The 19,379-nt window shown below is 70.3% G+C and carries 19 protein-coding genes; 17 read left to right on the top strand and 2 right to left on the bottom strand.

The features are described 5' to 3' along the window. Positions 1 to 62: 62 nt before the first annotated feature. From HD557_RS17575 to HD557_RS17540, 8 genes are all read left to right on the top strand, one after another. On the top strand, positions 63 to 401 hold the full coding sequence (locus HD557_RS17575) for a P-II family nitrogen regulator (protein WP_008363339.1): 339 nt from the start codon (positions 63 to 65) through the stop codon (positions 399 to 401). Between the two features lie 49 nt (positions 402 to 450). Continuing rightward, entirely contained in the window at positions 451 to 789 is a 339-nt protein-coding gene (locus HD557_RS17570) for a P-II family nitrogen regulator (protein WP_008363338.1), read from the top strand. A gap of 43 nt (positions 790 to 832) precedes the next feature. Continuing rightward, on the top strand, positions 833 to 3,046 hold the full coding sequence (locus HD557_RS17565) for a [protein-PII] uridylyltransferase (protein WP_196874800.1): 2,214 nt from the start codon (positions 833 to 835) through the stop codon (positions 3,044 to 3,046). 87 nt (positions 3,047 to 3,133) lie between these two features. Continuing rightward, entirely contained in the window at positions 3,134 to 4,696 is a 1,563-nt protein-coding gene (gene ffh, locus HD557_RS17560) for a signal recognition particle protein (RefSeq protein ID WP_008363336.1), read from the top strand. Continuing rightward, entirely contained in the window at positions 4,696 to 5,058 is a 363-nt protein-coding gene (locus tag HD557_RS17555) for a hypothetical protein (protein WP_196874799.1), read from the top strand. The genes ffh and HD557_RS17555 overlap by 1 nt, the downstream gene beginning before the upstream one ends. Positions 5,059 to 5,188: 130 nt before the next feature. Further along, entirely contained in the window at positions 5,189 to 7,192 is a 2,004-nt protein-coding gene (locus HD557_RS17550; protein ID WP_196874798.1) for a glycoside hydrolase family 3 protein, read from the top strand. Between the two features lie 79 nt (positions 7,193 to 7,271). Further along, positions 7,272 to 8,987 carry an FHA domain-containing protein gene (locus tag HD557_RS17545; RefSeq protein WP_196874797.1) on the top strand — a complete coding sequence of 572 codons (1,716 nt, stop codon included), beginning with the start codon at positions 7,272 to 7,274 and terminating at the stop codon, positions 8,985 to 8,987. 30 nt (positions 8,988 to 9,017) lie between these two features. Further along, the gene (locus tag HD557_RS17540; protein WP_196874796.1) at positions 9,018 to 10,091 is read left to right on the top strand and encodes an amidohydrolase family protein; all 1,074 of its coding nucleotides are present in this window, start codon (positions 9,018 to 9,020) and stop codon (positions 10,089 to 10,091) included. Here the strand turns inward: HD557_RS17540 and HD557_RS17535 are convergent. Beyond that, the gene (locus tag HD557_RS17535) at positions 10,082 to 10,969 is read right to left on the bottom strand and encodes a VanW family protein (RefSeq protein WP_196874795.1); all 888 of its coding nucleotides are present in this window, start codon (positions 10,967 to 10,969) and stop codon (positions 10,082 to 10,084) included. The genes HD557_RS17540 and HD557_RS17535 overlap by 10 nt on opposite strands. 211 nt (positions 10,970 to 11,180) lie before the next feature. On the opposite strand from HD557_RS17535, the gene rpsP reads away from it, so the two are divergent. The 5 genes from rpsP to HD557_RS17510 all read left to right on the top strand — a co-directional run bounded on the left by rpsP (position 11,181) and on the right by HD557_RS17510 (position 15,231). Then, entirely contained in the window at positions 11,181 to 11,663 is a 483-nt protein-coding gene (gene rpsP, locus HD557_RS17530; RefSeq protein WP_196874794.1) for a 30S ribosomal protein S16, read from the top strand. Positions 11,664 to 11,668: 5 nt separating this feature from the next. Further along, positions 11,669 to 11,911, top strand: a complete 243-nt coding sequence (locus tag HD557_RS17525; RefSeq protein WP_008363327.1) for an RNA-binding protein — start codon at positions 11,669 to 11,671, stop codon at positions 11,909 to 11,911. Positions 11,912 to 12,123: 212 nt separating this feature from the next. Continuing rightward, on the top strand, positions 12,124 to 12,684 hold the full coding sequence (gene rimM, locus HD557_RS17520; RefSeq protein ID WP_196874793.1) for a ribosome maturation factor RimM: 561 nt from the start codon (positions 12,124 to 12,126) through the stop codon (positions 12,682 to 12,684). Further along, positions 12,681 to 13,838: a tRNA (guanosine(37)-N1)-methyltransferase TrmD gene (gene trmD, locus HD557_RS29045; protein ID WP_196874792.1), complete on the top strand. Its 1,158-nt coding sequence runs from the start codon at positions 12,681 to 12,683 to the stop codon at positions 13,836 to 13,838. Before rimM ends, trmD begins: the two co-directional genes overlap by 4 nt. Positions 13,839 to 13,971: 133 nt before the next feature. Then, positions 13,972 to 15,231: an ammonium transporter gene (locus HD557_RS17510; RefSeq protein WP_008363324.1), complete on the top strand. Its 1,260-nt coding sequence runs from the start codon at positions 13,972 to 13,974 to the stop codon at positions 15,229 to 15,231. Between the two features lie 99 nt (positions 15,232 to 15,330). Here the strand turns inward: HD557_RS17510 and HD557_RS17505 are convergent, their stop codons facing one another. Next, complete coding sequence (locus HD557_RS17505; RefSeq protein WP_196874791.1) at positions 15,331 to 16,542, bottom strand: Fic family protein; 1,212 nt, start codon at positions 16,540 to 16,542, stop codon at positions 15,331 to 15,333. Between the two features lie 290 nt (positions 16,543 to 16,832). Between HD557_RS17505 and rplS the strand changes: the two genes are divergently transcribed. The 4 genes from rplS to HD557_RS17485 all read left to right on the top strand — a co-directional run bounded on the left by rplS (position 16,833) and on the right by HD557_RS17485 (position 19,290). Then, complete coding sequence (rplS, locus tag HD557_RS17500; protein WP_008363321.1) at positions 16,833 to 17,183, top strand: 50S ribosomal protein L19; 351 nt, start codon at positions 16,833 to 16,835, stop codon at positions 17,181 to 17,183. Between the two features lie 138 nt (positions 17,184 to 17,321). Beyond that, positions 17,322 to 18,290, top strand: a complete 969-nt coding sequence (gene lepB, locus HD557_RS17495) for a signal peptidase I (protein ID WP_196874790.1) — start codon at positions 17,322 to 17,324, stop codon at positions 18,288 to 18,290. Beyond that, positions 18,287 to 18,979 carry a ribonuclease HII gene (locus HD557_RS17490; protein ID WP_040757094.1) on the top strand — a complete coding sequence of 231 codons (693 nt, stop codon included), beginning with the start codon at positions 18,287 to 18,289 and terminating at the stop codon, positions 18,977 to 18,979. The genes lepB and HD557_RS17490 overlap by 4 nt, the downstream gene beginning before the upstream one ends. 2 nt (positions 18,980 to 18,981) lie before the next feature. After that, positions 18,982 to 19,290 carry a DUF2469 domain-containing protein gene (locus tag HD557_RS17485; protein ID WP_045550889.1) on the top strand — a complete coding sequence of 103 codons (309 nt, stop codon included), beginning with the start codon at positions 18,982 to 18,984 and terminating at the stop codon, positions 19,288 to 19,290. The last annotated feature ends 89 nt before the right edge of the window (positions 19,291 to 19,379 follow it).

The raw sequence follows: 19,379 nt of genomic DNA, 5'->3' as shown, positions 1-19,379 counted from the left end.
CCTCGCCAGGTGAAGGTGGCGGTGAAGATGGCAGGATCAAGGACCTCTGGAGGCGCCCTCTCGTGAAGCTCGTGACCGCAGTGATCAAACCCCACAAGTGGGAGGACGTGCGCGAGGCCCTGGAGGCCTTCGGCGTGACCGGGATGACCGTCTCGGAGGTCTCCGGCTACGGCCGGCAGAAGGGCCACACCGAGGTCTACCGGGGAGCCGAGTACGACATCGCCCTGGTGCCGAAGATCCGCATCGAGATCGTGGTGGAGGACGAGGATGCGGCGGACGTCGTGGGGATCGTCGTGAAGACCGCACAGACCGGACGGATCGGCGACGGGAAGGTCTGGCTCAGCCCGATCGAGTCCGTCGTCCGCGTACGGACCGGGGCGCGCGACGTAGAGGCGCTCTGACTAGGCTTCGTCGCAGTGTCGGTCCATCGAATCCCACCGGAGGAGAGAAATGAAGCTCGTCACCGCAGTGATCAAACCCCACAAGTGGGAGGACGTTCGCGTCGCCCTGGAAGCTGTCGGTGTCACCGGCATGACCGTCTCGGAGGTCTCCGGCTACGGCCGGCAGAAGGGCCACACCGAGGTCTACCGCGGCGCTGAGTACGACGTCGCCCTGGTGCCGAAGATCCGCATCGAGATCGCCGTTCCCGACGAGGAGGTCGAGTCGGTGGTCAGCGCCATCGAGACCTCGGCGAAGACCGAGCGCATCGGCGACGGCAAGGTCTGGGTCTCCCCGCTGGAGACCATCGTGCGCGTGCGCACCGGCGACCGCGACGACGCCGCCATCTGACTCATGGACGGGGCTGGCGCATGAGTGAGCGGCAGCGAGCGGCGTGACCGCTGAGGGCCGGGCGGCGCGCACAGCCGAGGCCGACGAGCAGTGCGCCAAGGCGTACGCCGCGGCCGGCGGCCCCGAGGTCGGGGTCGCCCTGGTCGCGGTCGGGGGATACGGGCGCGGGGAGCTCGCGCCCTTCTCCGACTGGGACCTCGTCCTGGTGCACGACGACGCCGTCCCGCCCGGGCCGGTGGCCGAGCAGGTCTGGTATCCGCTCTGGGACGCCGCGCCCAAGCTCGACCACTCGGTGCGCTCCTTCTCCGAGATGCTCTCCGCCTCGACCGGCGACCTCCGCGTCGCCCTCGGACTGCTCGACATCCGGCACCTCGCCGGCGACCGCGGGCTGGTGCTGCGGCTGCGTACGACGATGCTGGCGCACTGGCGCAAGCACGCCCGGTCCCTGTTGCCCGAGCTGAGGACGATGAGCGTGGAGCGACACCGGCGCGCCGGTGAGCTCGCGCACGCCTCGGTGCCCGACCTGAAGGAGATGTACGGCGGGCTGCGGGACGCGGTGGTGATCAAGGCGATCGTGGCGACCTGGCTGGTCGACGTGCCCGCGGTCGACCTGGAGAAGTCGCGCCGGGCCCTGCTCGACGTGCGTGATTTCGTGCAGGAGATCGCCGGCCGGGCCACCGACCGGGTCGTGCCGGAGATGTGGGACCAGCTCGCCGAGCGTCTCGAGCTGGCCGACGCACGCACCGCGCAGGCCCACGTACGCACCATCGGCCGCCGCATCACCCACCTCTCCCGCCTGGCCTGGCGGCGGGTGGACGGGGTGCTCGAGCGGTCGCGTCCCGGAGCGCCGCGCCGTCCCCGGCTCTCGCCGCTGGGAGGCGGGCTGGCGCTCGCCTCCGGCGAGGTGGTGCTGGTGCCGGGCGCCCGCCCGTCGCGGGACCCGCTGATGCTGCTGCGCGCCTCGGCGCTCGCCGCCGAGCACGGGGTGGCGCTGGCGCCGCCGACCGCCGCCCGGCTGGCCCGCGACACCCCGGCGCTGCCCGAGCCGTGGCCGGAGGAGGCACGTCGTCTCTTCCTGCGGCTGGTGGGGGCCGGGCGTGGCCTTCTCGCGGTCTGGGAGACGCTCGAGGAGACCGGCGCGGTCGCCCGGATCCTGCCCGAGTGGGAGCGGATCCGGCTGCTCCCGCACGCCTCGATCATCCACCGCTTCACCGTCGACCGGCACACCATCGAGGCCTGCATCGAGGCGGTCGCGCTGCTGCCGCGCGTGGCCCGGCCGGACGTGCTGCTCGTCGCGGCGCTGCTCCACGACATCGGCAAGGGCTCGCTGACCGAGCACAGCGTCGCGGGGGAGCCGATCGCCCGCCGGATCGCCACCCGGATGGGCTTCCCGGACGAGGAGGTCGAGCTGATCTCGCTGCTGGTGCGCTGGCACCTGCTGCTCTCCACGACCGCGACCACCCGCGACCCGGACGACCCGGCGACCGTCGACCTCGTGGTCGACACGATGGGCGACGCGGAGGCGCTCGCGCTGCTCACCGCCCTTACCGAGGCCGACGCGCGGGCGACCAGCGCCCAGGCCTGGACCAGCTGGCGGGCCCGGCTCATCCTCGACCTCTCCCGCCGGGCCGCGCGCGTGCTCGACACCGGCATCGCCGCAGGGGAGCGGCCCCAGGCCGCCGTCGAGATCCCCGAGAGCGTACGTGCCGGGGCGGCCTCCTTCCGCGCCGAGCCGCTCGCCGACGGTGCCCGGGTCTGGGTGATCGCGCCCGACCGGCTCGGGCTGCTCGCCGACCTGGCCGCCACCTTCGCGGTCGCCCGGCTGCCCGTCAGGGCGTGTCGCGCCTGGCAGCAGGCAGGCTTCGGGGTGAGTGTGTGGGACCTCGACGACTCCTACGTCGACGCCGCGGTGCTGCGTACCCGCTTCTCGGCCATCACCGAGGGCCGGCTCGACCCGGCCGCCCGGCTGGCGCCGAGCGCGGCCGCGCGGGGGAGCGAGCCGTCGGTCGTCGTACGCCCCGAGGCGTCCAGCAAGGCCACCGTCCTCGAGGTGCGCACGATCGATCGCCCCGGGGTCGTCTACACCGTCGCCGCCGCGCTCGCGCGGATGGAGATCGCCGTCCGCTCCGCTCACATCTCCACCCTCGGCCCGCAGGCCGTCGACGTGTTCTACCTGCAGGAGGCCCACGCCGGCGCTCTGGCCGAGCAGCGGGCGGCCGAGGCGGCGCATGCGGTGCGCGCGGCCCTCGAGTACTGACCCGTTCCTCTCCCTGCCGCCGGATGCCGTACCGCGCACATCTGTTCGTTAGTCTTGGCAGGACAACCACTCTGCTGAAGGACCGCTTTGTTCGCCACGCTCTCCGACCGGCTCGCCACGACGTTCAAGAACATCCGGGGCAAGGGCCGCCTCACCGATGCCGACATCGACGCCACCGCTCGCGAGATCCGCATCGCGCTGCTCGAGGCCGACGTCGCGCTGCCGGTGGTGCGCGAGTTCGTCGCCCGGGTCAAGGAGCGGGCACGCGGCGAGGAGGTCAGCCAGGCGCTGAACCCCGCCCAGCAGATCGTCAAGATCGTCAACGACGAGCTGGTCACGATCCTGGGTGGCGAGACCCGCCGGCTCCGCTACGCCAAGACCGGCCCGACCGTCATCATGCTCGCGGGTCTGCAGGGTGCCGGTAAGACCACCCTGGCCGCGAAGCTCGCGCTGTGGCTGAAGGAGCAGGGCAAGGCCCCGCTGCTGGTGGCCGCCGACCTGCAGCGGCCCAACGCGGTCAACCAGCTCCAGGTCAACGGTGAGCGCGTCGGCGTCCCGGTCTACGCGCCCCAGCCCGGCAACGGTGTCGGCAACCCGGTCGACGTGGCCCGCGACGCCGTCGAGGAGGCCAAGCGCAAGCTCCACGACGTGGTCATCGTCGACACCGCCGGCCGCCTCGGCATCGACGAGGAGCTGATGAAGCAGGCCGCCGACATCAAGGCGGCGGTCAACCCCGACGAGGTCCTCTTCGTCGTCGACGCCATGATCGGTCAGGACGCGGTCAACACCGCGCAGGCCTTCCTCGACGGCGTCGGCTACGACGGTGTGGTCCTCACCAAGCTCGACGGTGACGCCCGCGGTGGTGCCGCGCTCTCCATCGTCCAGATCACCGGCAAGCCGGTCATGTTCGCCTCCAACGGCGAGAAGATGACCGACTTCGACCTGTTCCACCCCGACCGGATGGCCGGCCGCATCCTCGACATGGGCGACATGCTCACCCTGATCGAGCAGGCCGAGAAGACCTTCGACCAGGCGCAGGCCCAGCAGGACGCGGCCAAGATCGCGAGCGGCGAGTTCACGCTCGAGGACTTCCTCAAGCAGATGCAGCAGCTCCAGAAGCTCGGCTCGATGTCGAAGCTGATGGGCATGCTGCCGGGGATGGGCCAGTTCCGCGAGCAGCTCGACAACTTCGACGACCGTGAGATCGACCGGATCAAGGCGATCATCCAGTCGATGACCCCGGCCGAGCGCGCCAACCCGAAGATCCTCGACGGCTCCCGCCGCGCCCGCATCGCGAAGGGCTCCGGCCGCCAGGTCTCCGACGTCAACCAGCTCATCCAGCGCTTCACCGAGGCGTCGAAGATGATGAAGCAGCTCGCCTCCGGCGGCGGCATGCCCGGGATGCCCGGCGCGCCCGGTGCCGGCTTCGGCAAGCGCGCCGGCGCCAAGCAGGTCGCGCAGAAGAAGAAGGGCAAGGGCGCGCGCAAGTCCGGCAACCCGGCCAAGGCCGCCCAGCAGGCCAAGGCCGAGGCCGAGAAGAAGCCGGCCGCCGCCAACCCGTTCGGAGTGCCCGGCGGCGAGGAGATCGACTACGAGAAGGCAGCCGCCGACCTCAACCTGCCCGCGGACTTCTCCAAGTTCCTGAAGTAGTGGCCACGGTCCTGGTCGTCGACGGGGCCAACGTCGTCGGCGCCCGCCCCGACGGCTGGTGGAAGGACCGCGCCGGCGCCGCGCGCCGGTTGCACGAGGCCCTGCTGGTCGCAGACCTTCCGCACGACCGGATCGTCCTGGTCCTGGAGGGACAGGCCAAGGGCGGCGTACGTCCGGGGCGGGACGCCCACGTGCAGACCGTGCACGCGCCGAAGGACGGTGACGCCGCGATCGTCGGGGTCGTCCGCGAGGCGCTGGAGAAGGGTGACCGGGTGACGCTGGTGAGCGCCGACCGGATGCTGCAGGCGCGCTGTGGCGGTGCCACGGCGCTGGGACCGTCCTGGTTGCTTGACCAGATCTGAGGAACTCGCGGGGTTACGCACGCGTAGCCATTGACCGCTGATGTGATCGCCGTCACGCTGGGAGCGCTCTCACGAGCCCTGGCGCCTCACCGCCGAGGCGCCGGCAGATCACTCTCAGGAGGCCTGTCCCGTGCGATCACACAGACAGCGCGGCGCGATCGGTGGAGCCTCGGCTCTCGCCGGCCTGCTCTGCGCCACGCTCCTCGTCACTCCCGCGTCCACCGCGGCTTCTGCCACTCCCACCGCGAGCAGCGCGGCCACCCGCGCCGGCCACGCGCTGCCCTACAAGAACCCACGACTGCCCACCAAGACCCGCGTCGCCGACCTGCTCGCCCGGATGACGCTGGCCGAGAAGGTCGGCCAGATGGCCCAGGCCGAGCGCGCGGACGTCGCCGCCGACCCGGCTCAGATCGCCGAGCTCGGGCTCGGCAGCGTACTCTCCGGCGGCGGTTCGACCCCGGCCGAGAACACCCCGGAGGCCTGGGCCGACACGATCGACGCCTTCCAGGAGCAGGCGCTCTCGACCCGGCTGGGGATCCCGCTGCTCTACGGCGTGGACTCGGTCCACGGCCACGGCAACCTCAACGGCGCGACCGTCTTCCCGCACAACATCGGCCTCGGCGCGACCCGCGACCCGAAGCTCGCCGAGCGGATCGGCCACATCACCGCCGAGGAGACCCGCGCCTCCGGGCCGCAGTGGACCTTCGCCCCGTGCATCTGCGTCGCTCGCGACGACCGGTGGGGGAGGACGTACGAGTCCTTCGGGGAGGACCCCAAGCTCGCCGCCAAGATGTCCCAGATGATCGAGGGTTTCCAGGGCGACAAGGGGGAGCTCGACGACCCGGACCGGGTCCTGGCGACCGCCAAGCACTTCGCCGGCGACGGGTTCACGACCTTCGGCACCGGCGAGGGCGACTACACCATCGACCAGGGCATCACCCAGGCCTCGCGTGCCGAGTTCGCGAAGCTCGCGCTCTCGCCGTACGTCACCGCGATCAAGAAGCACGACGTCGGCTCCGTGATGCCCTCCTTCTCCAGCGTCGACTGGACCGAGGACGGCCTCGGCAACCCGGTCAAGATGCACGCCCACGAGGAGCTCATCACCGGCTGGCTGAAGGAGAAGCAGGGCTTCGACGGCCTGGTGATCTCCGACTGGCGGGCGATCCACCAGATCCCGGGGACGTACGCCGAGCAGGTGGCGATCTCGGTCAACGCCGGTGTCGACCTGTTCATGGAGCCGTTCTCCGGTGACACGGTCGGCTACCCGCAGTTCATCGAGACGCTGACCGCGGCGGTCGAGGACGGTGCCGTCCCGATGGCCCGCATCGACGATGCGGTCTCCCGCATCCTGACCGCGAAGTTCGACCTCGGCCTCTTCGAGAAGCCGTTCACCGACCGGCGCAACATCGACGAGATCGGCAGCGCCGCCCACCGTCGCGTCGCGCGCGAGGCGGTGGCGAAGTCGCAGGTCCTGCTGAAGAACGGGCACCACACGCTCCCGCTCGCCGGCGGCGACGACGTCTACGTCGCGGGCAGCAAGGCCGACAGCATCGGCGACCAGGCCGGTGGCTGGACGATCACCTGGCAGGGCAACTCGACCCACCAGATCCCCGGCGACACTGTCCTCGACGGCATCGAGGCCGCGGCCCACGGCGAGGTGACCCACTCGCCCGACGCCTCCGCACCGGTCCCCGCCGGGGCGCACGGTGTCGTGGTCGTCGGCGAGCACCCGTACGCCGAGGGCTTCGGTGACGTCGGTGGCCCGCGCTGGGGCTACGACCCGGGCGAGAACGGCGTGCAGCGGCCGGCGCTGACGATGCACCTCAGCGACGCCGACACCGCGGCGATCGAGACGGTCTGCGCGGCCGCGGCGACCTGCACGGTGCTGGTGATCTCCGGGCGTCCGATGATCATCCCGCCCGAGCTGCTCGGCCAGATCGATGCGCTGGTGGCCTCCTGGCTGCCGGGCAGTGAGGGCAAGGGCGTCGCCGATGTGCTCTTCGGCAAGCGTCCCTTCACCGGGAAGCTCCCGGTGACGTGGCCGCGCTCGGTCGACCAGGAGCCGATCAACATCGGCGACTCGGACTACGACCCGCTGTTCGCCTACGGCCACGGCCTGAGGACCCACCGATAGGAGAACTGGCCCGGTCCGAGTTGTGCGAATCTTCGATTCGCGACGCTTGGATCGGGCCGTTTCGGTGCATGATTCGTGCATGCAGACGCTTCGCGTGGACGTATCGGGACGTGCGCTCAGCTTCCCGCCCGACAAGATCGTCCGAATAGGTCGCTCGATTGATGCCGACGTGGTGCTCTCGTCCTCCTCGGTCTCGCGTGCTCATGCCGAGCTCCGCCCGGACCCCACCGGGTGGAAGCTGGTCGACGTGGGCTCCGCCGGCGGGACGTACGTCTCCGGCAGCCGCGTCACCGAGGTGCCGTTGACCGGGGCGACCGAGATCCAGCTGGGCCCGGCGGGTCCGGGCTCGACGATCACCGTCACGCTCGACGACGCCCCGGTGGCGGCAGGGGCGCCGCGTGCCCAGGCCCCGGCTCCTCCGCCTCCGCCGGCCGGCTTCGCCGGTCCGGGCGCGACCGTGGCCCCGCCCGCGGGGGTGCCTGCAGCGACCCCCGCAGCTCCCGGCTACCGCCCGCCGCCGCCTCCGGCTCCGTCGGCGGACGACGGGATCTCGGAGATGACGATCGCCCCAGGGATGGCACGGCCGGGCGCTCCGGGGCAGCCGCCGACCCCGCCGACCGGTCCCGACCTGCTGCTGGTGGCCGAGGGCAAGGAGCACCGCTTCCGCCATCCGGTCACGGTGACCATCGGCCGCGCGGCCGACAACTCGGTCGTGCTGGAGGACCAGGGCGTCTCGCGCCAGCACGCCCGGCTGGTCGCCAAGCCTGGCGGCTGGACCTTCGAGAACGCCTCCCAGACCGGCTCCTTCCTCAAGGGCAAGCCGCTGGCGCGGGAGGAGATCGACGAGGAGACCGAGATCCGTCTCGGCCACCCGGTGGCCGGCGAGATCCTCAAGGTCATCCCGATCTACGCGGCCGAGGTGGAGGTCGCCCGTGCCGCCGCCAGGCGCCGCAACAAGCTGCTGCTGTGGGGCGGGATCGGCGCCGCGGCCGCGATCGTGGTCATCGGCCTCGTCGTCGCGATGTTCGTGGTGCCCGGCGGTGATTCGGCCGCCCAGGACAACGGCCTCACCAAGGACGAGCTCAACAGCGCCCAGCGGGCCGCCGTCTGGATCACCTACGCGCCGACCGAGGACACCATCGCGATGGGCTCCGGCTCGATCGTCACCGAGGACGGCAAGATCCTCACCAACGCCCACGTCGCCGACCCGGCGAAGATCCCGGAGTACGCCGCGAAGGGCGAGGTCTCGCCCGAGTTCGTCAACATCCACCTGACCGACCCGGCCGAGGGCTACAAGGTCGGCGAGCCCGACTACGTCGCCAAGGTCATCGAGTCCGACGGTGAGGTCGACAGCGCGGTCGTGCAGATCGTCGCCGACGGCGAGGGCAACCAGGTGAACCCGTCCTCGCTGGACCTGCCGACGATCTCGCTCGGCAACTCCGACGCGGTCGACCGCGGCGACTTCATCGCCACGATCGGCTTCCCGATGCTGCCGAAGGAGAGCTTCGCCGACAAGGCCGGCGTGCTCTTCCAGCCGCCGACCGTCGCCGAGGGCAACGTGGCGACCATCCTCTCCTTCGAGGGGGAGGAGCGGGCCGTCTTCGACGTCACCGCCCGGATCTCCAGCGGCAACTCCGGTGGCGCCGCGGTCAACGACGACGGCGAGCTCGTCGGCGTACCGACCTCCATCGGGTGGGACGAGAGCAACGTCGTCACCGGCCAGGTGATCCCGCTCGCCCAGCACATCCCGATCCTCGAGGCGGCCGGGGTGGACGTGTCCGCGGCGAGGAAGTGACCGCCCCGCCGGGCTAGTAACCTGCGTCACATGACTGCTCTGCGCTTCTCCGGCCCGGTCCTTCCCGATGGAGAGGTGCGGGACCTCTACGTTCTCGACGGCCGCATCACCTACGAGCGGCCGTCGGGGGCGGAGACCGGTGCGTCCGGCTGGATCGTCCCCGGGCTCGTCGATGCCCACTGCCACATCGGGCTGGGGCGCGACGGCGCCGTGGACCAGGAGACCGCCGAGGCCCAGGCGATCGCCGACCGCGACGCCGGTGCCCTGCTCCTCCGCGACGCCGGGAGCGCCGCCGACACCCGCTGGGTGCAGTCGCGCGACGACCTGCCGCGGCTGATCCGCGCCGGCCGCCACATCGGCCGTACGAAGCGCTACATGCGCAACTACGCCGACGAGGTCGAGCCCGACGGTCTGGCCGAGGCCGTCGAGCGGCAGGCCCGCTCCGGCGACGGCTGGGTCAAGCTCGTCGGCGACTGGATCGACCGCGCCGAGGGAGACCTCAAGCCTTCCTTCCCGGCAGAGTCGTTCGCCGAGGCGATCAAGGTGGCCCACGACAACGACGCCCGGGTCACGGCGCACTGCTTCGGCCGCGAGGTCCTGCCGGGCCTGATCGAGGCCGGGATCGACTGCATCGAGCACGGCACCGGGCTGACCCCGGACCTCGTCGAGGCGATGGCCGAGCAGGGCACCGCACTGGTCCCCACCGTCGCCCAGCTGGAGATCTTCCCCGACCTGGCCGCGGCCGCGGCGCCCAAGTTCCCGACGTACGCCGCCACCATGGAGGACCTCTACGCGCGCCGCCGCGAGACGATCATGAGCGCCTACGAGGCGGGGGTCGCTCTCTACGCGGGCTCCGACGGCGCGGGCGACCAGCTGCACGGCGTACTCCCGACGGAGGTGCTCGCGATGCACCGCCTCGGCCTTCCCGCCGACGTCGTCCTCGGCGCCGCCTCCTGGCGCGCGCGGGAGTGGCTCGGCCACAACCCCGGCCTCGCCGAGGGCGATCCCGCCGACTTCGTCGTCTACGACGCCGACCCCCTCGAGGACCTCACCGTCCTGGCCCGCCCGGCCGCCGTCGTGCTGCGGGGGACCATCTACTCCTGAGCGACGTCGCGGATCCGGTGCTCCTCGGGGAGGTACTTCACCAGGGCGCAGTTGCGCTTGACGCACTCCTCGGCGTACGCGGTCCCGGTGCGGGTGTCGATCAGGGTGCGCCAGATCTCGTTGCGACGGTAGACCTCGCCGGAGGGGACGCGGAGGAACTCCTCGCCGCGGGCGTCCACGTGATAGGAGACGCCGGTCGGGGTGTCGGCGCGGAGCTCGCCGCGCAGGTGCTTCTCGCCGACCCAGGTGCGCAGCTGGAAGGTGTGCGGGGTGTCGTTGCGTACGACCAGGTCGAGGTAGGGGTAGACGATCGAGCAGCCGACGCCCCAGGGGAGCACCCGACCGTTGTCGGGGAACGGGTCGAAGCTGTGCTCCGAGCGTTCCACGATGGTGAGCGGGGAGTGCAGGAACATCCAGTGCAGCAGGTTGGCCAGCTGACAGATCCCGCCGCCGATGCCCGGGGTCGCCTCGCCGTTGGACAGGCGCATGCCCTCGACGTAGCCCTTGCGGGCGGTGCAGTCGCCGACCACCTTGTTGAAGCTGAAGGTCTCGCCGGGCCGGACCACGACCCCGTCCGTCTCTGCGGCCGCGAGCCGCAGATTGGTGATCTTGTTGTGCTGCAGCCACATCTCGGCCTCGCCGAGCTGGCGCAGCAGGAGCGAACCGTGCTGCTTGACGCGCACCGGGAGGTTCTCCTGCGAGCGGGTGGTCGCCCAGGTGGTGGAGGAGAGCAGCCAGTCGAGGTGGCGCCGTTCGCGGTGGACGAAGCGAGCGAGGGGAAGCAGCGAGGGGTGGCGCTTGCTCAGCGGCGTACGCCGGGCAGCGATCGCGAGCACGTCGTGCTCGGCCGGGCTGGGAGCGGGTGCGGTGATCGTCATGACTGGTGAGACGCCCCGCCGGGTGGGGCGGTTGCGCGCTGCGTACGGGAATTTCTTCCCGACCTGCAGGTCTGGCAAACTGGAGCGCGTGTCCTGTGCGCAGGGACCCTCTCACCCGGCGCTCAGTGCCCGCCGAAGTTGCCTGACGGGTGTCCCCACACCGACACGGGCCTCTTCACCCATATTCGATTCCGAAGGAATACCACCAACAGTGGCTGTCAAGATCCGCTTGAAGCGCCTGGGCAAGATCCGGGTTCCGCAGTACCGCATCGTCATCGTCGACTCGCGCAAGAAGCGCGACGGCGCTGTCATCGAGGAGATCGGTCTCTACCGTCCCAAGGAGGAGCCGAGCTTCATCCAGGTCGACTCCGAGCGCGCCCAGTACTGGCTCGGCGTCGGCGCCCAGCCGACCCCGGCTCTCGAGGCGATCCTCAAGGTGACCGGCGACTGGCAGAAGTTCAAGGGCCTCCCGGGCGCCGAGGGCACCCTGCGTCACGCCGCCCCGAAGCCCGACAAGCTGGAGCTCTTCAACAAGGCTCTCGCCGAGGCGCACGCCTCCGCCGGCTCCGAGGCCGTCACCAAGAAGGCCGCCAAGAAGGCTGAGGAGCCCAAGGCTGAGGAGGCTCCGGCCGAGGAGCCCAAGGCCGAGGCTGCGTCGACTGACGAGGCCCAGGCCGCCGAGGCCGAGGCCTGAGCAGCATGCTCGCCGAAGCTCTCGAGCACCTCGTCCGAGGAGTCGTCGACAACCCGGACGAGGTGAGCGTGCGCGACAAGCAGCTTCGTCGCGGCTCCGTTCTCGAGGTCCGGGTCCACCCCGACGACCTCGGCAAGGTGATCGGCCGCGGTGGCCGCACCGCCACCGCGTTCCGCACGGTCATCTCCGCGCTGGCCGGCAAGGGCGGCGCGCGGATCGACTTCGTCGACGTCGACGGCGGTCGCTGAGCACCGGCTGCACCAACTCACAACGGGCGTCACTCCTTCGGGGGTGGCGCCCGTTGCTCATTTCGGCGGCCGGCTCCGGGTAACACGTCGTTCGTAGTACTACTCGCCCTATGTGAACGACCGGATAGTGCTACGAACAGCGTGTTACAGCAGGCCGGGCCGCCCGCCCCGAGGAGTTCAGCCCGACGTACGCCACCCTCTAGGCTCACCTCGTGGAGTTGATCGAGGTGCTGGTCGGACGGATCGGCAAGCCGCACGGGATCCGCGGGTTCGTGACCGTCGAGGTGCGCACCGACGAGCCCGACAGGCGGTTCGCCGAGGGGACGGTGCTGCGGACGCAGCCGCCCAAGGGATCGGCGTACGCCGCGAAGCGGCTGACCGTGGAGGGCGCCCGCTGGCACGGGCAGGTGCTTCAGGTCGCCTTCGAGGAGATCACCGACCGCAACGAGGCCGAGGCCGCTCGCGGGACGCTGCTCTTCGCCGACGTCCCGGCCGAGGAGACGCCGGAGGACCCCGACGAGTACTACGACCACCAGCTCATCGGCCTGACCGCCTTCGACGAGGAAGGCCGCGAGCTCGGCACCGTCAAGGCGCTGGTCCACGGTGGCGCGCAGGACCTGCTGACGATCCGTACCCCTGACCGGCGCGACGCGCTGGTGCCGTTCGTGAAGGCGCTGGTGCCGGTCGTCGACCTCACCGAGAAGAAGGTCGTCATCGCCGACCGGCCCGGCCTCGTGACGCCGTTCCCCGAGGACGAGGACGAGGCGAAGTGAGGCTCGACTACCTCACGATCTTCCCCGACTACCTGGCGCCGCTGCGGCTGAGCCTGCCGGGCAAGGCGATCGAGTCCGGGCTGCTGGAGATGCACGTCCACGACGTACGTGACTGGACCCACGACAAGCACCGCACGGTCGACGACACCCCCTACGGTGGTGGTGCCGGGATGGTGATGAAGCCGGAGCCGTTCGGCGAGGCCTTCGACGAGCTGGCGATCGACGGCGCGACCGTCATCGTCACGACCCCGAGCGGCGAGCCGTTCACCCAGGCCGTGGCTCGAGACCTGTCGACCCGGGAGAGGCTGGTCTTCCTGCTCGGTCGCTACGAGGGCATCGACCAGCGCGTCCTCGACCACGCCGCCACCCGCGCCGAGGTCCGGGAGATCTCCCTGGGCGACTACGTGCTCAACGGGGGAGAGGTTGCCGCGATGGCGATCACCGAGGCCGTCGTACGCCTGCTTCCCGGCTTCATGGGCAACGCCGAGTCGCTCGTGGAGGAGTCCCACGAGGACGGCCTGCTGGAGTACCCGGTCTACACGAAGCCCGCCTCCTGGCGCGACCTCGAGGTCCCGAAGGTGCTGCTCAGCGGCGACCACAAGCGCATCGCCGAGTGGCGCCACCAGCAGGCCGTGGAACGAACCGCCGTACGCCGCCCCGACCTGCTCCACGCGTCCCAGGCGGCCACGGAGTGGGAGATCGTGCCCGCCGTCCGCGCCGACGCCCCGGAGCTGCACACGCTGCAGCTCGCCTGCTGGGTGCAGGAGATGCACGACAACCCCGGCGTCGTGATCCCGCCGCTGCACGAGTCGCTCGAGGACACGGTGCGCGCGCTGGAGACCCACGACGTCTACGTCGTCCGCTCCGCCGGGCGGCTGGTCGGCTCGGTCCGTGGCCGGCTCGAGGGCGACGTCTGGGAGATCGGGCGGCTGATGACCGCCCCGGACATGCGCGGACGCGGACTCGGTCGCCAGCTGCTGGACCACATCCAGGCGGTGGCCCCGGCCGACGCCAGGACCCACCAGCTCTTCACCGGGGCCAAGAGCGAGCGGAACCAGAAGATGTACAAGAAGGCCGGTTTCCGGCTGCGTCGTGACCTCGATGCGCCGACCGGTGCTGTGATCCTCACCAAACCGAGGCGAGCGGTTAGATAACAAGTCACCCACATCGGAAGTCTGTTACGCGTCTGTAACATAAAGAGTTTGTTACCGAAACGGGGGCTCGACAAGATCCGGCGAAACGTGTGCTCGGCTCACGCGATCCGAACCCCGACCATATGAGGTACGAATGACTACCGATCTTGCATGGCAGCTGCTGTGCACGGCGCTCGTGATCTTCATGACCCCAGGCCTCGCCTTCTTCTACGGCGGCCTCGTGAAGTCCAAGAGTGTCGTCTCGATGATGATGCTGAGCTTCGGCTCGCTCGGCCTGATCACCCTGCTGTGGGTGCTCTACGGCTTCAGCGGCATCGGAACCATCTCCGAGTCCGGCTTCACCAACTTCTTCGGCAACCCGTTCCAGGACTTCGGTCTGACCGGCGCCTTCGGCGACCTGGTCAAGGAGTTCGACGACGGCACGGCGGTCGAGGACTCGACGAACTTCTTCGGCGGCCTCGCCTTCGGTGGCTCCTTCGCCATCATCACCGTCGCGCTGATCTCGGGTTCGATCGCCGACCGGGCCAAGTTCTGGCCGTGGCTGCTCTTCGCGGGCATCTGGGCGACCGTCGTCTACTTCCCGGGCCAGGCCTGGGTGTGGGCCCTCAACGCCGACGGTGACTACATCGGCTGGATCGGCAAGTGGGGCGCCCTCGACTGGGCCGGCGGCACGATCGTCCACCAGGCCGCCGGTGCGGCCGCGCTCGCCCTGGCGCTCGTGCTCGGTCAGCGCAAGGTCGGCTTCTCCAAGGAGGAGACGGCTGCTCACAACGTACCGCTGGTCCTGATCGGTACCGCGATCCTCTGGTTCGGCTGGTTCGGCTTCAACACCGGTGTCCCGGGCACCACCCAGGGCCAGACCACCCTGATCTTCCTCAACACCCTGATCGCCCCGGCCGCGGGTCTGATCGGCTGGATCATCGTGGAGAAGTTCAAGGACGGTAAGTCCACCGCCGTCGGCGCCGCCTCCGGTGTCGTCGCCGGTCTGGTCGCGATCACCCCGGCCTGTGCCCACATCGCCCCGATCTGGGCGATCGTCCTCGGCCTGCTCGTCGGCGTCGTGTGCTGCCTCGCCGTCGAGCTGAAGTGGAAGCTCGGCTTCGACGACACCCTCGACGTCGTCGGCATCCACCTGGTCGCCGGTTTCATCGGCTGTGCCTACCTCGGCTTCTTCGCCCAGGTCGGCGGCACCGGCCTCTTCTTCGGCGGTGGCTTCGACCAGCTCATCAAGCAGGTCGGCTCCTCGGTCGCCGTGATCGCCTTCGCGTTCATCGTCGCGTACGTCGTCGGCCTGGCGATCGAGAAGACCATCGGCTTCCGCGCCAAGGAGGAGGACGAGGTCGCCGGTATCGACCTCGCCATCCACGAGCCCGGTTACCAAGAGGTCGGCTGACCTCATCAGGTTCGACGAGGCCCGTCCCGGTTCGCCGGGGCGGGCCTCGTGGCGTACGCGCGGGATGTTCACCGAGGTAGCTCGGTGAACATCCGGCCCTCAGCGCGGCCCGTACGGCAGCTGCCGCGCCTGGTGCTGGATGCGGGCGCTGAGGTCCTCCACCTCGGCCAGCACCGCCGGCGCGATCCAGACGGGGGAGCGGCGGGTGCGCTTGGCGCGGGTGAGGATGCCGACCTTCTCCAGACCCTCGATCGTCCCGACGGCGTCCTCGATCCCCAGCTGCTCGGTGACGAGCTCGGCGTTGAGGATGGGCTCCTCGGTGAGCAGGTCGAGAAGACGGTACGCAGCAGACCCCGGCCGCGGGCCGCCGGCCGCCTCGCCCCAGTCTGCCCGGATGCTCTCCAGGGTCTCGGCGGTCTTCCACGACTCCGTCGTGGCGATGGTCGTCGAGGCGGCGAGCATGGCGATGATCGTGGCCACCGTGCCGGCTCGGTAGTCGTTGAGGGCGGAGAAGTAGCGGTCGCGGTGGGCGACGAGTGCGGAGGCGATCGGGACGGCCAGGTGGCGGGAGGCACGGCGTCGCCGCAGCACGGCGTGGATGAGTGCCCGCCCGATCCGGCCGTTGCCGTCGATGAAGGGATGGATCGACTCGAACTGGGCGTGCACGATCGCAGCCTGGGCGATGGGGGAGAGGTCGTCGCGGTTCGCGAAGGAGACCAGGTCCTCGATGTAGTCGACGACCGTCTCCGGTGGCGGTGGCACGTGCAGGGTGTCGCGCGGTGCGTAGTCGGAACCGCCGACCCAGTTCTGCACGACGCGGAACCGGCCGGCGTTGGCGGCCTCGTCGGGGTGCCGCTCGAACAGGTCCCGGTGTGCGCGCAGGATCGCGTCGGAGGTGATCTTGCGGGTGGTGTCGGCCTCGCTGATCAGACGCTGCATGGCCTGGGTCGCCGACGCCATCGAGGTCGCCGAGGAGTTGGCGCCGATACCGAGCAGGGCTCGCCCGTAGTCGGCCAGGCTGGCCTCGACGTGCTCGATCTTGGAGGAGTCGATCGCCTCGGTGCGCAGCTGCAGGTGGTTGAGCCCGTCCATCGTCCGGCCGTGGACCAGGTCGAGGTGTCGCAGCGCCCCGGCGCTGGCGGTCGTCATCGCCGCCACCGGACGCTCCAGCACCAGGTCGAGGTCGGCGATGTGGGGTGGCAGCGCCACGGTGACCTCGCGGAGCAGCCGGTCCGCGCGCGGCCCGCGCGGGATCCGCTGCCGGTAGGGGCGCGTCATGTAGGTGTGCGGTGGCCAGTCGGTGTCGGTCACGGGGGAATCCTTGCACGGGGGCGGGGGTTGCTGCGTACGTCTCCGCCCTCCGTGCTACCACTGGCCCGGTCGTCTCGATTCTCGGCGCCCCGCGGCGCTGTGGCAGACTTGTGAGCCGGTCCAGTCGGCCGAGGCACGCTCCGAAGAAGACACCCGGAGGTGTCGCGACGGGCTCCTGCCACAGGGGGAACCGTGCGCCGCCGGCCAGCGCGTCTGGACCACCGCCAAAGATCGCCCTGACCAGGGCATGGATGACCGCGATCGGCCTGTGGCGAGCGTGAGGAGAGATGATGAGCAACGTACTCGCTGAGGTCGGCAACGCCTCCAAGCGCGACGACCTGCCGGAGTTCCGCGCCGGCGACACCGTCAAGGTGCACGTCAAGGTCGTCGAGGGCAACCGGTCCCGCGTCCAGGTGTTCCAGGGCGTCGTGATCCGCATCCACGGTTCCGGCATCGGCCGCACCTTCACCGTCCGCAAGGTCTCCTTCGGCGTGGGTGTCGAGCGCACCTTCCCGCTGCACTCCCCGATCTTCGAGCAGATCGAGGTCGTCACCCGCGGTGACGTCCGTCGCGCGAAGCTCTACTACCTGCGCAACCTGCGCGGCAAGAAGGCGAAGATCAAGGAGCGCCGCGAGGCGTGAGCGGCTGGGGCTTGATCGGCGGAGCGAAGCGACGCCCGATCTGCCCCAGGCCGAGGCGTGAGCCTCGGAGGTCTGAGGGTTTCCTGAGCATTGCGAGTCGATGAGGCTCGTTGTGGAGGAACTCTCTAGACTCACCGCGTGACTTCGAACGACCGCGATCCTTCCGTCGGCGTCGGGCCCCAGGCCCGCTGGGACGGGCCCGACATGGGGGGATCGCGGTCGTTCTCGTCTTCCTCCCAGGCGCCGCGCTGGACCCCCCAGCAGCCGGGTCCGGGGCGCCACCCGGGCAACGGCCCGGGCGCCGGCCCGGGTGCCGGCCACGGCCCGCGCCATGCTCCGGGCCAGGCTCCGGGCCACGAGGAGGAGCACAAGCCGCGCCTGTCGGCCTGGCAGGAGGGCATCGTCCTGGTCGTGCTGGCCGTCCTGGTGGCGGTCGTGGTGAAGGCCCTGTTCGTGCAGGCCTTCTACATCCCCTCGGAGTCGATGGAGCCGGGTCTGCAGGGCGGCCCGTCGGTGGCCACCGACGACCGGGTGCTGGTGGAGAAGCCGTCCTACTGGTTCGCCGGAACGCCCCAGCGCGGTGACGTCGTGGTCTTCTCCGACCCGGGCTCCTGGCTCGGTGTCGACGAATCCAGCGGTCCGGACAACCTGCTCGGCAAGGGCCTGGCGATCATCGGTCTCTACCCCGAGGGCGGCCACCTGGTGAAGCGCGTCATCGGGGTCCCCGGCGACGTCATCGAGTGCTGCGACAAGCAGGGCAGGCTGATCGTCAACGGCGTGCCGATCGACGAGCCGTACGCCCGGCCCTCCGAGACCAAGTGCGGCCGCCCCAACAAGGAGGGCGAGTGCTTCGGGCCGATGCCCGGCAACCGCCACTGGGAGGTCGGTCCGGTGCCCGAGGGCTCGCTGTTCGTGATGGGCGACAACCGGGCCAACTCGGCCGACTCGACCGTGCACATGTGCACGGCCAACGAGACCGACTGCGCCCTGGTCCCGTGGGTGCCGGAGGACAACGTGGTCGGCAAGGTCGTCGCCCTGGGCTGGCCGATCGACCGGGCGAAGTGGATCCACCGGCCCGAGAGCTTCGAGGGCGTGCCGTCACAGTGAGCACTGCGCCCAGTCTGCGTGTCGAGCGGTCCATGCTGCGCGACGGCATCACCCATCTCGGTGCCGTCGACGAGGTGGGCCGCGGCGCGCTCTGCGGCCCGGTCTCGATCGGGATCGTGGTGATCTCCGCGGCGACGCGCACAGCACCCCAGGGCGTACGCGACTCCAAGCTGCTCACGCCCGAGGCTCGCGAGACGCTCGCGCCGAAGGTGCGCCGCTGGGCCGTCGACTCGGCCGTCGGGCACGCGCTGGCCTCGGAGATCGACGAGGTCGGGATCATGGCCGCGATGCGGCTGGCCGGTCAGCGAGCGTTGAGTGCCTTGGACGTACGTCCCGACGCGCTGCTGCTCGACGGCAACCACAACTATCTGACCCCGCCCGCGCAGGAGGGCCTCTTCGGTGAGGTCTCGGCGATGGTGGAGGAGATCGAGGTGCCGCCGGTGACGACGATGATCAAGGCCGACATGAAGTGTGCCGCCGTCGCTGCCGCCTCGATCCTGGCGAAGACCTCGCGCGACGCGCTGATGGTCGCGCTGCACGAGGAGTACCCCGACTACGCGTGGGCCGACAACAAGGGCTACTCCGCGCCCGCCCACATCGCCGCGCTCGAGCGCCTCGGACCCTCGGCATATCACCGCCGCTCGTGGAGTCTTCCCGGCACTTCGCCGGTGTTGGCTCTAGAGTCCTGAACATGAGCGCGGAGGATCTCGAGAAGTACGAGACCGAGATGGAGCTGACCCTCTACCGCGAGTATCGCGACGTGGTCGGCATCTTCAAGTACGTCGTCGAGACCGATCGTCGGTTCTACCTGTGCAACCAGGTCGACGTCCGGGCACGTACTGACTCGGGGGACGTCTACTTCGAGGTCTCGATGAACGACGTCTGGGTGTGGGACATGTATCGGCCAGCGCGGTTCGCGAAGGCGGTCAAGGTGCTCACCTTCAAGGACGTCAACGTCGAGACGCTCAACCCGACCGACATCGACCAGCCGCTGGACTGACCGTGCCCGGCTCTGCGGGCCAGTTGCTGTCCACAGGGCGATCTCGATCCGGGGTTATCCCCAGGCGCTCCGGAACCAGCCCGGATTGT

Source organism: Nocardioides luteus, from assembly GCF_015752315.1.
Classification (GTDB): Bacteria; Actinomycetota; Actinomycetes; order Propionibacteriales; family Nocardioidaceae; genus Nocardioides.
Note: the sequence above shows the minus strand (reverse complement) of the source record. Positions and strands in the feature narration are given on the sequence as shown.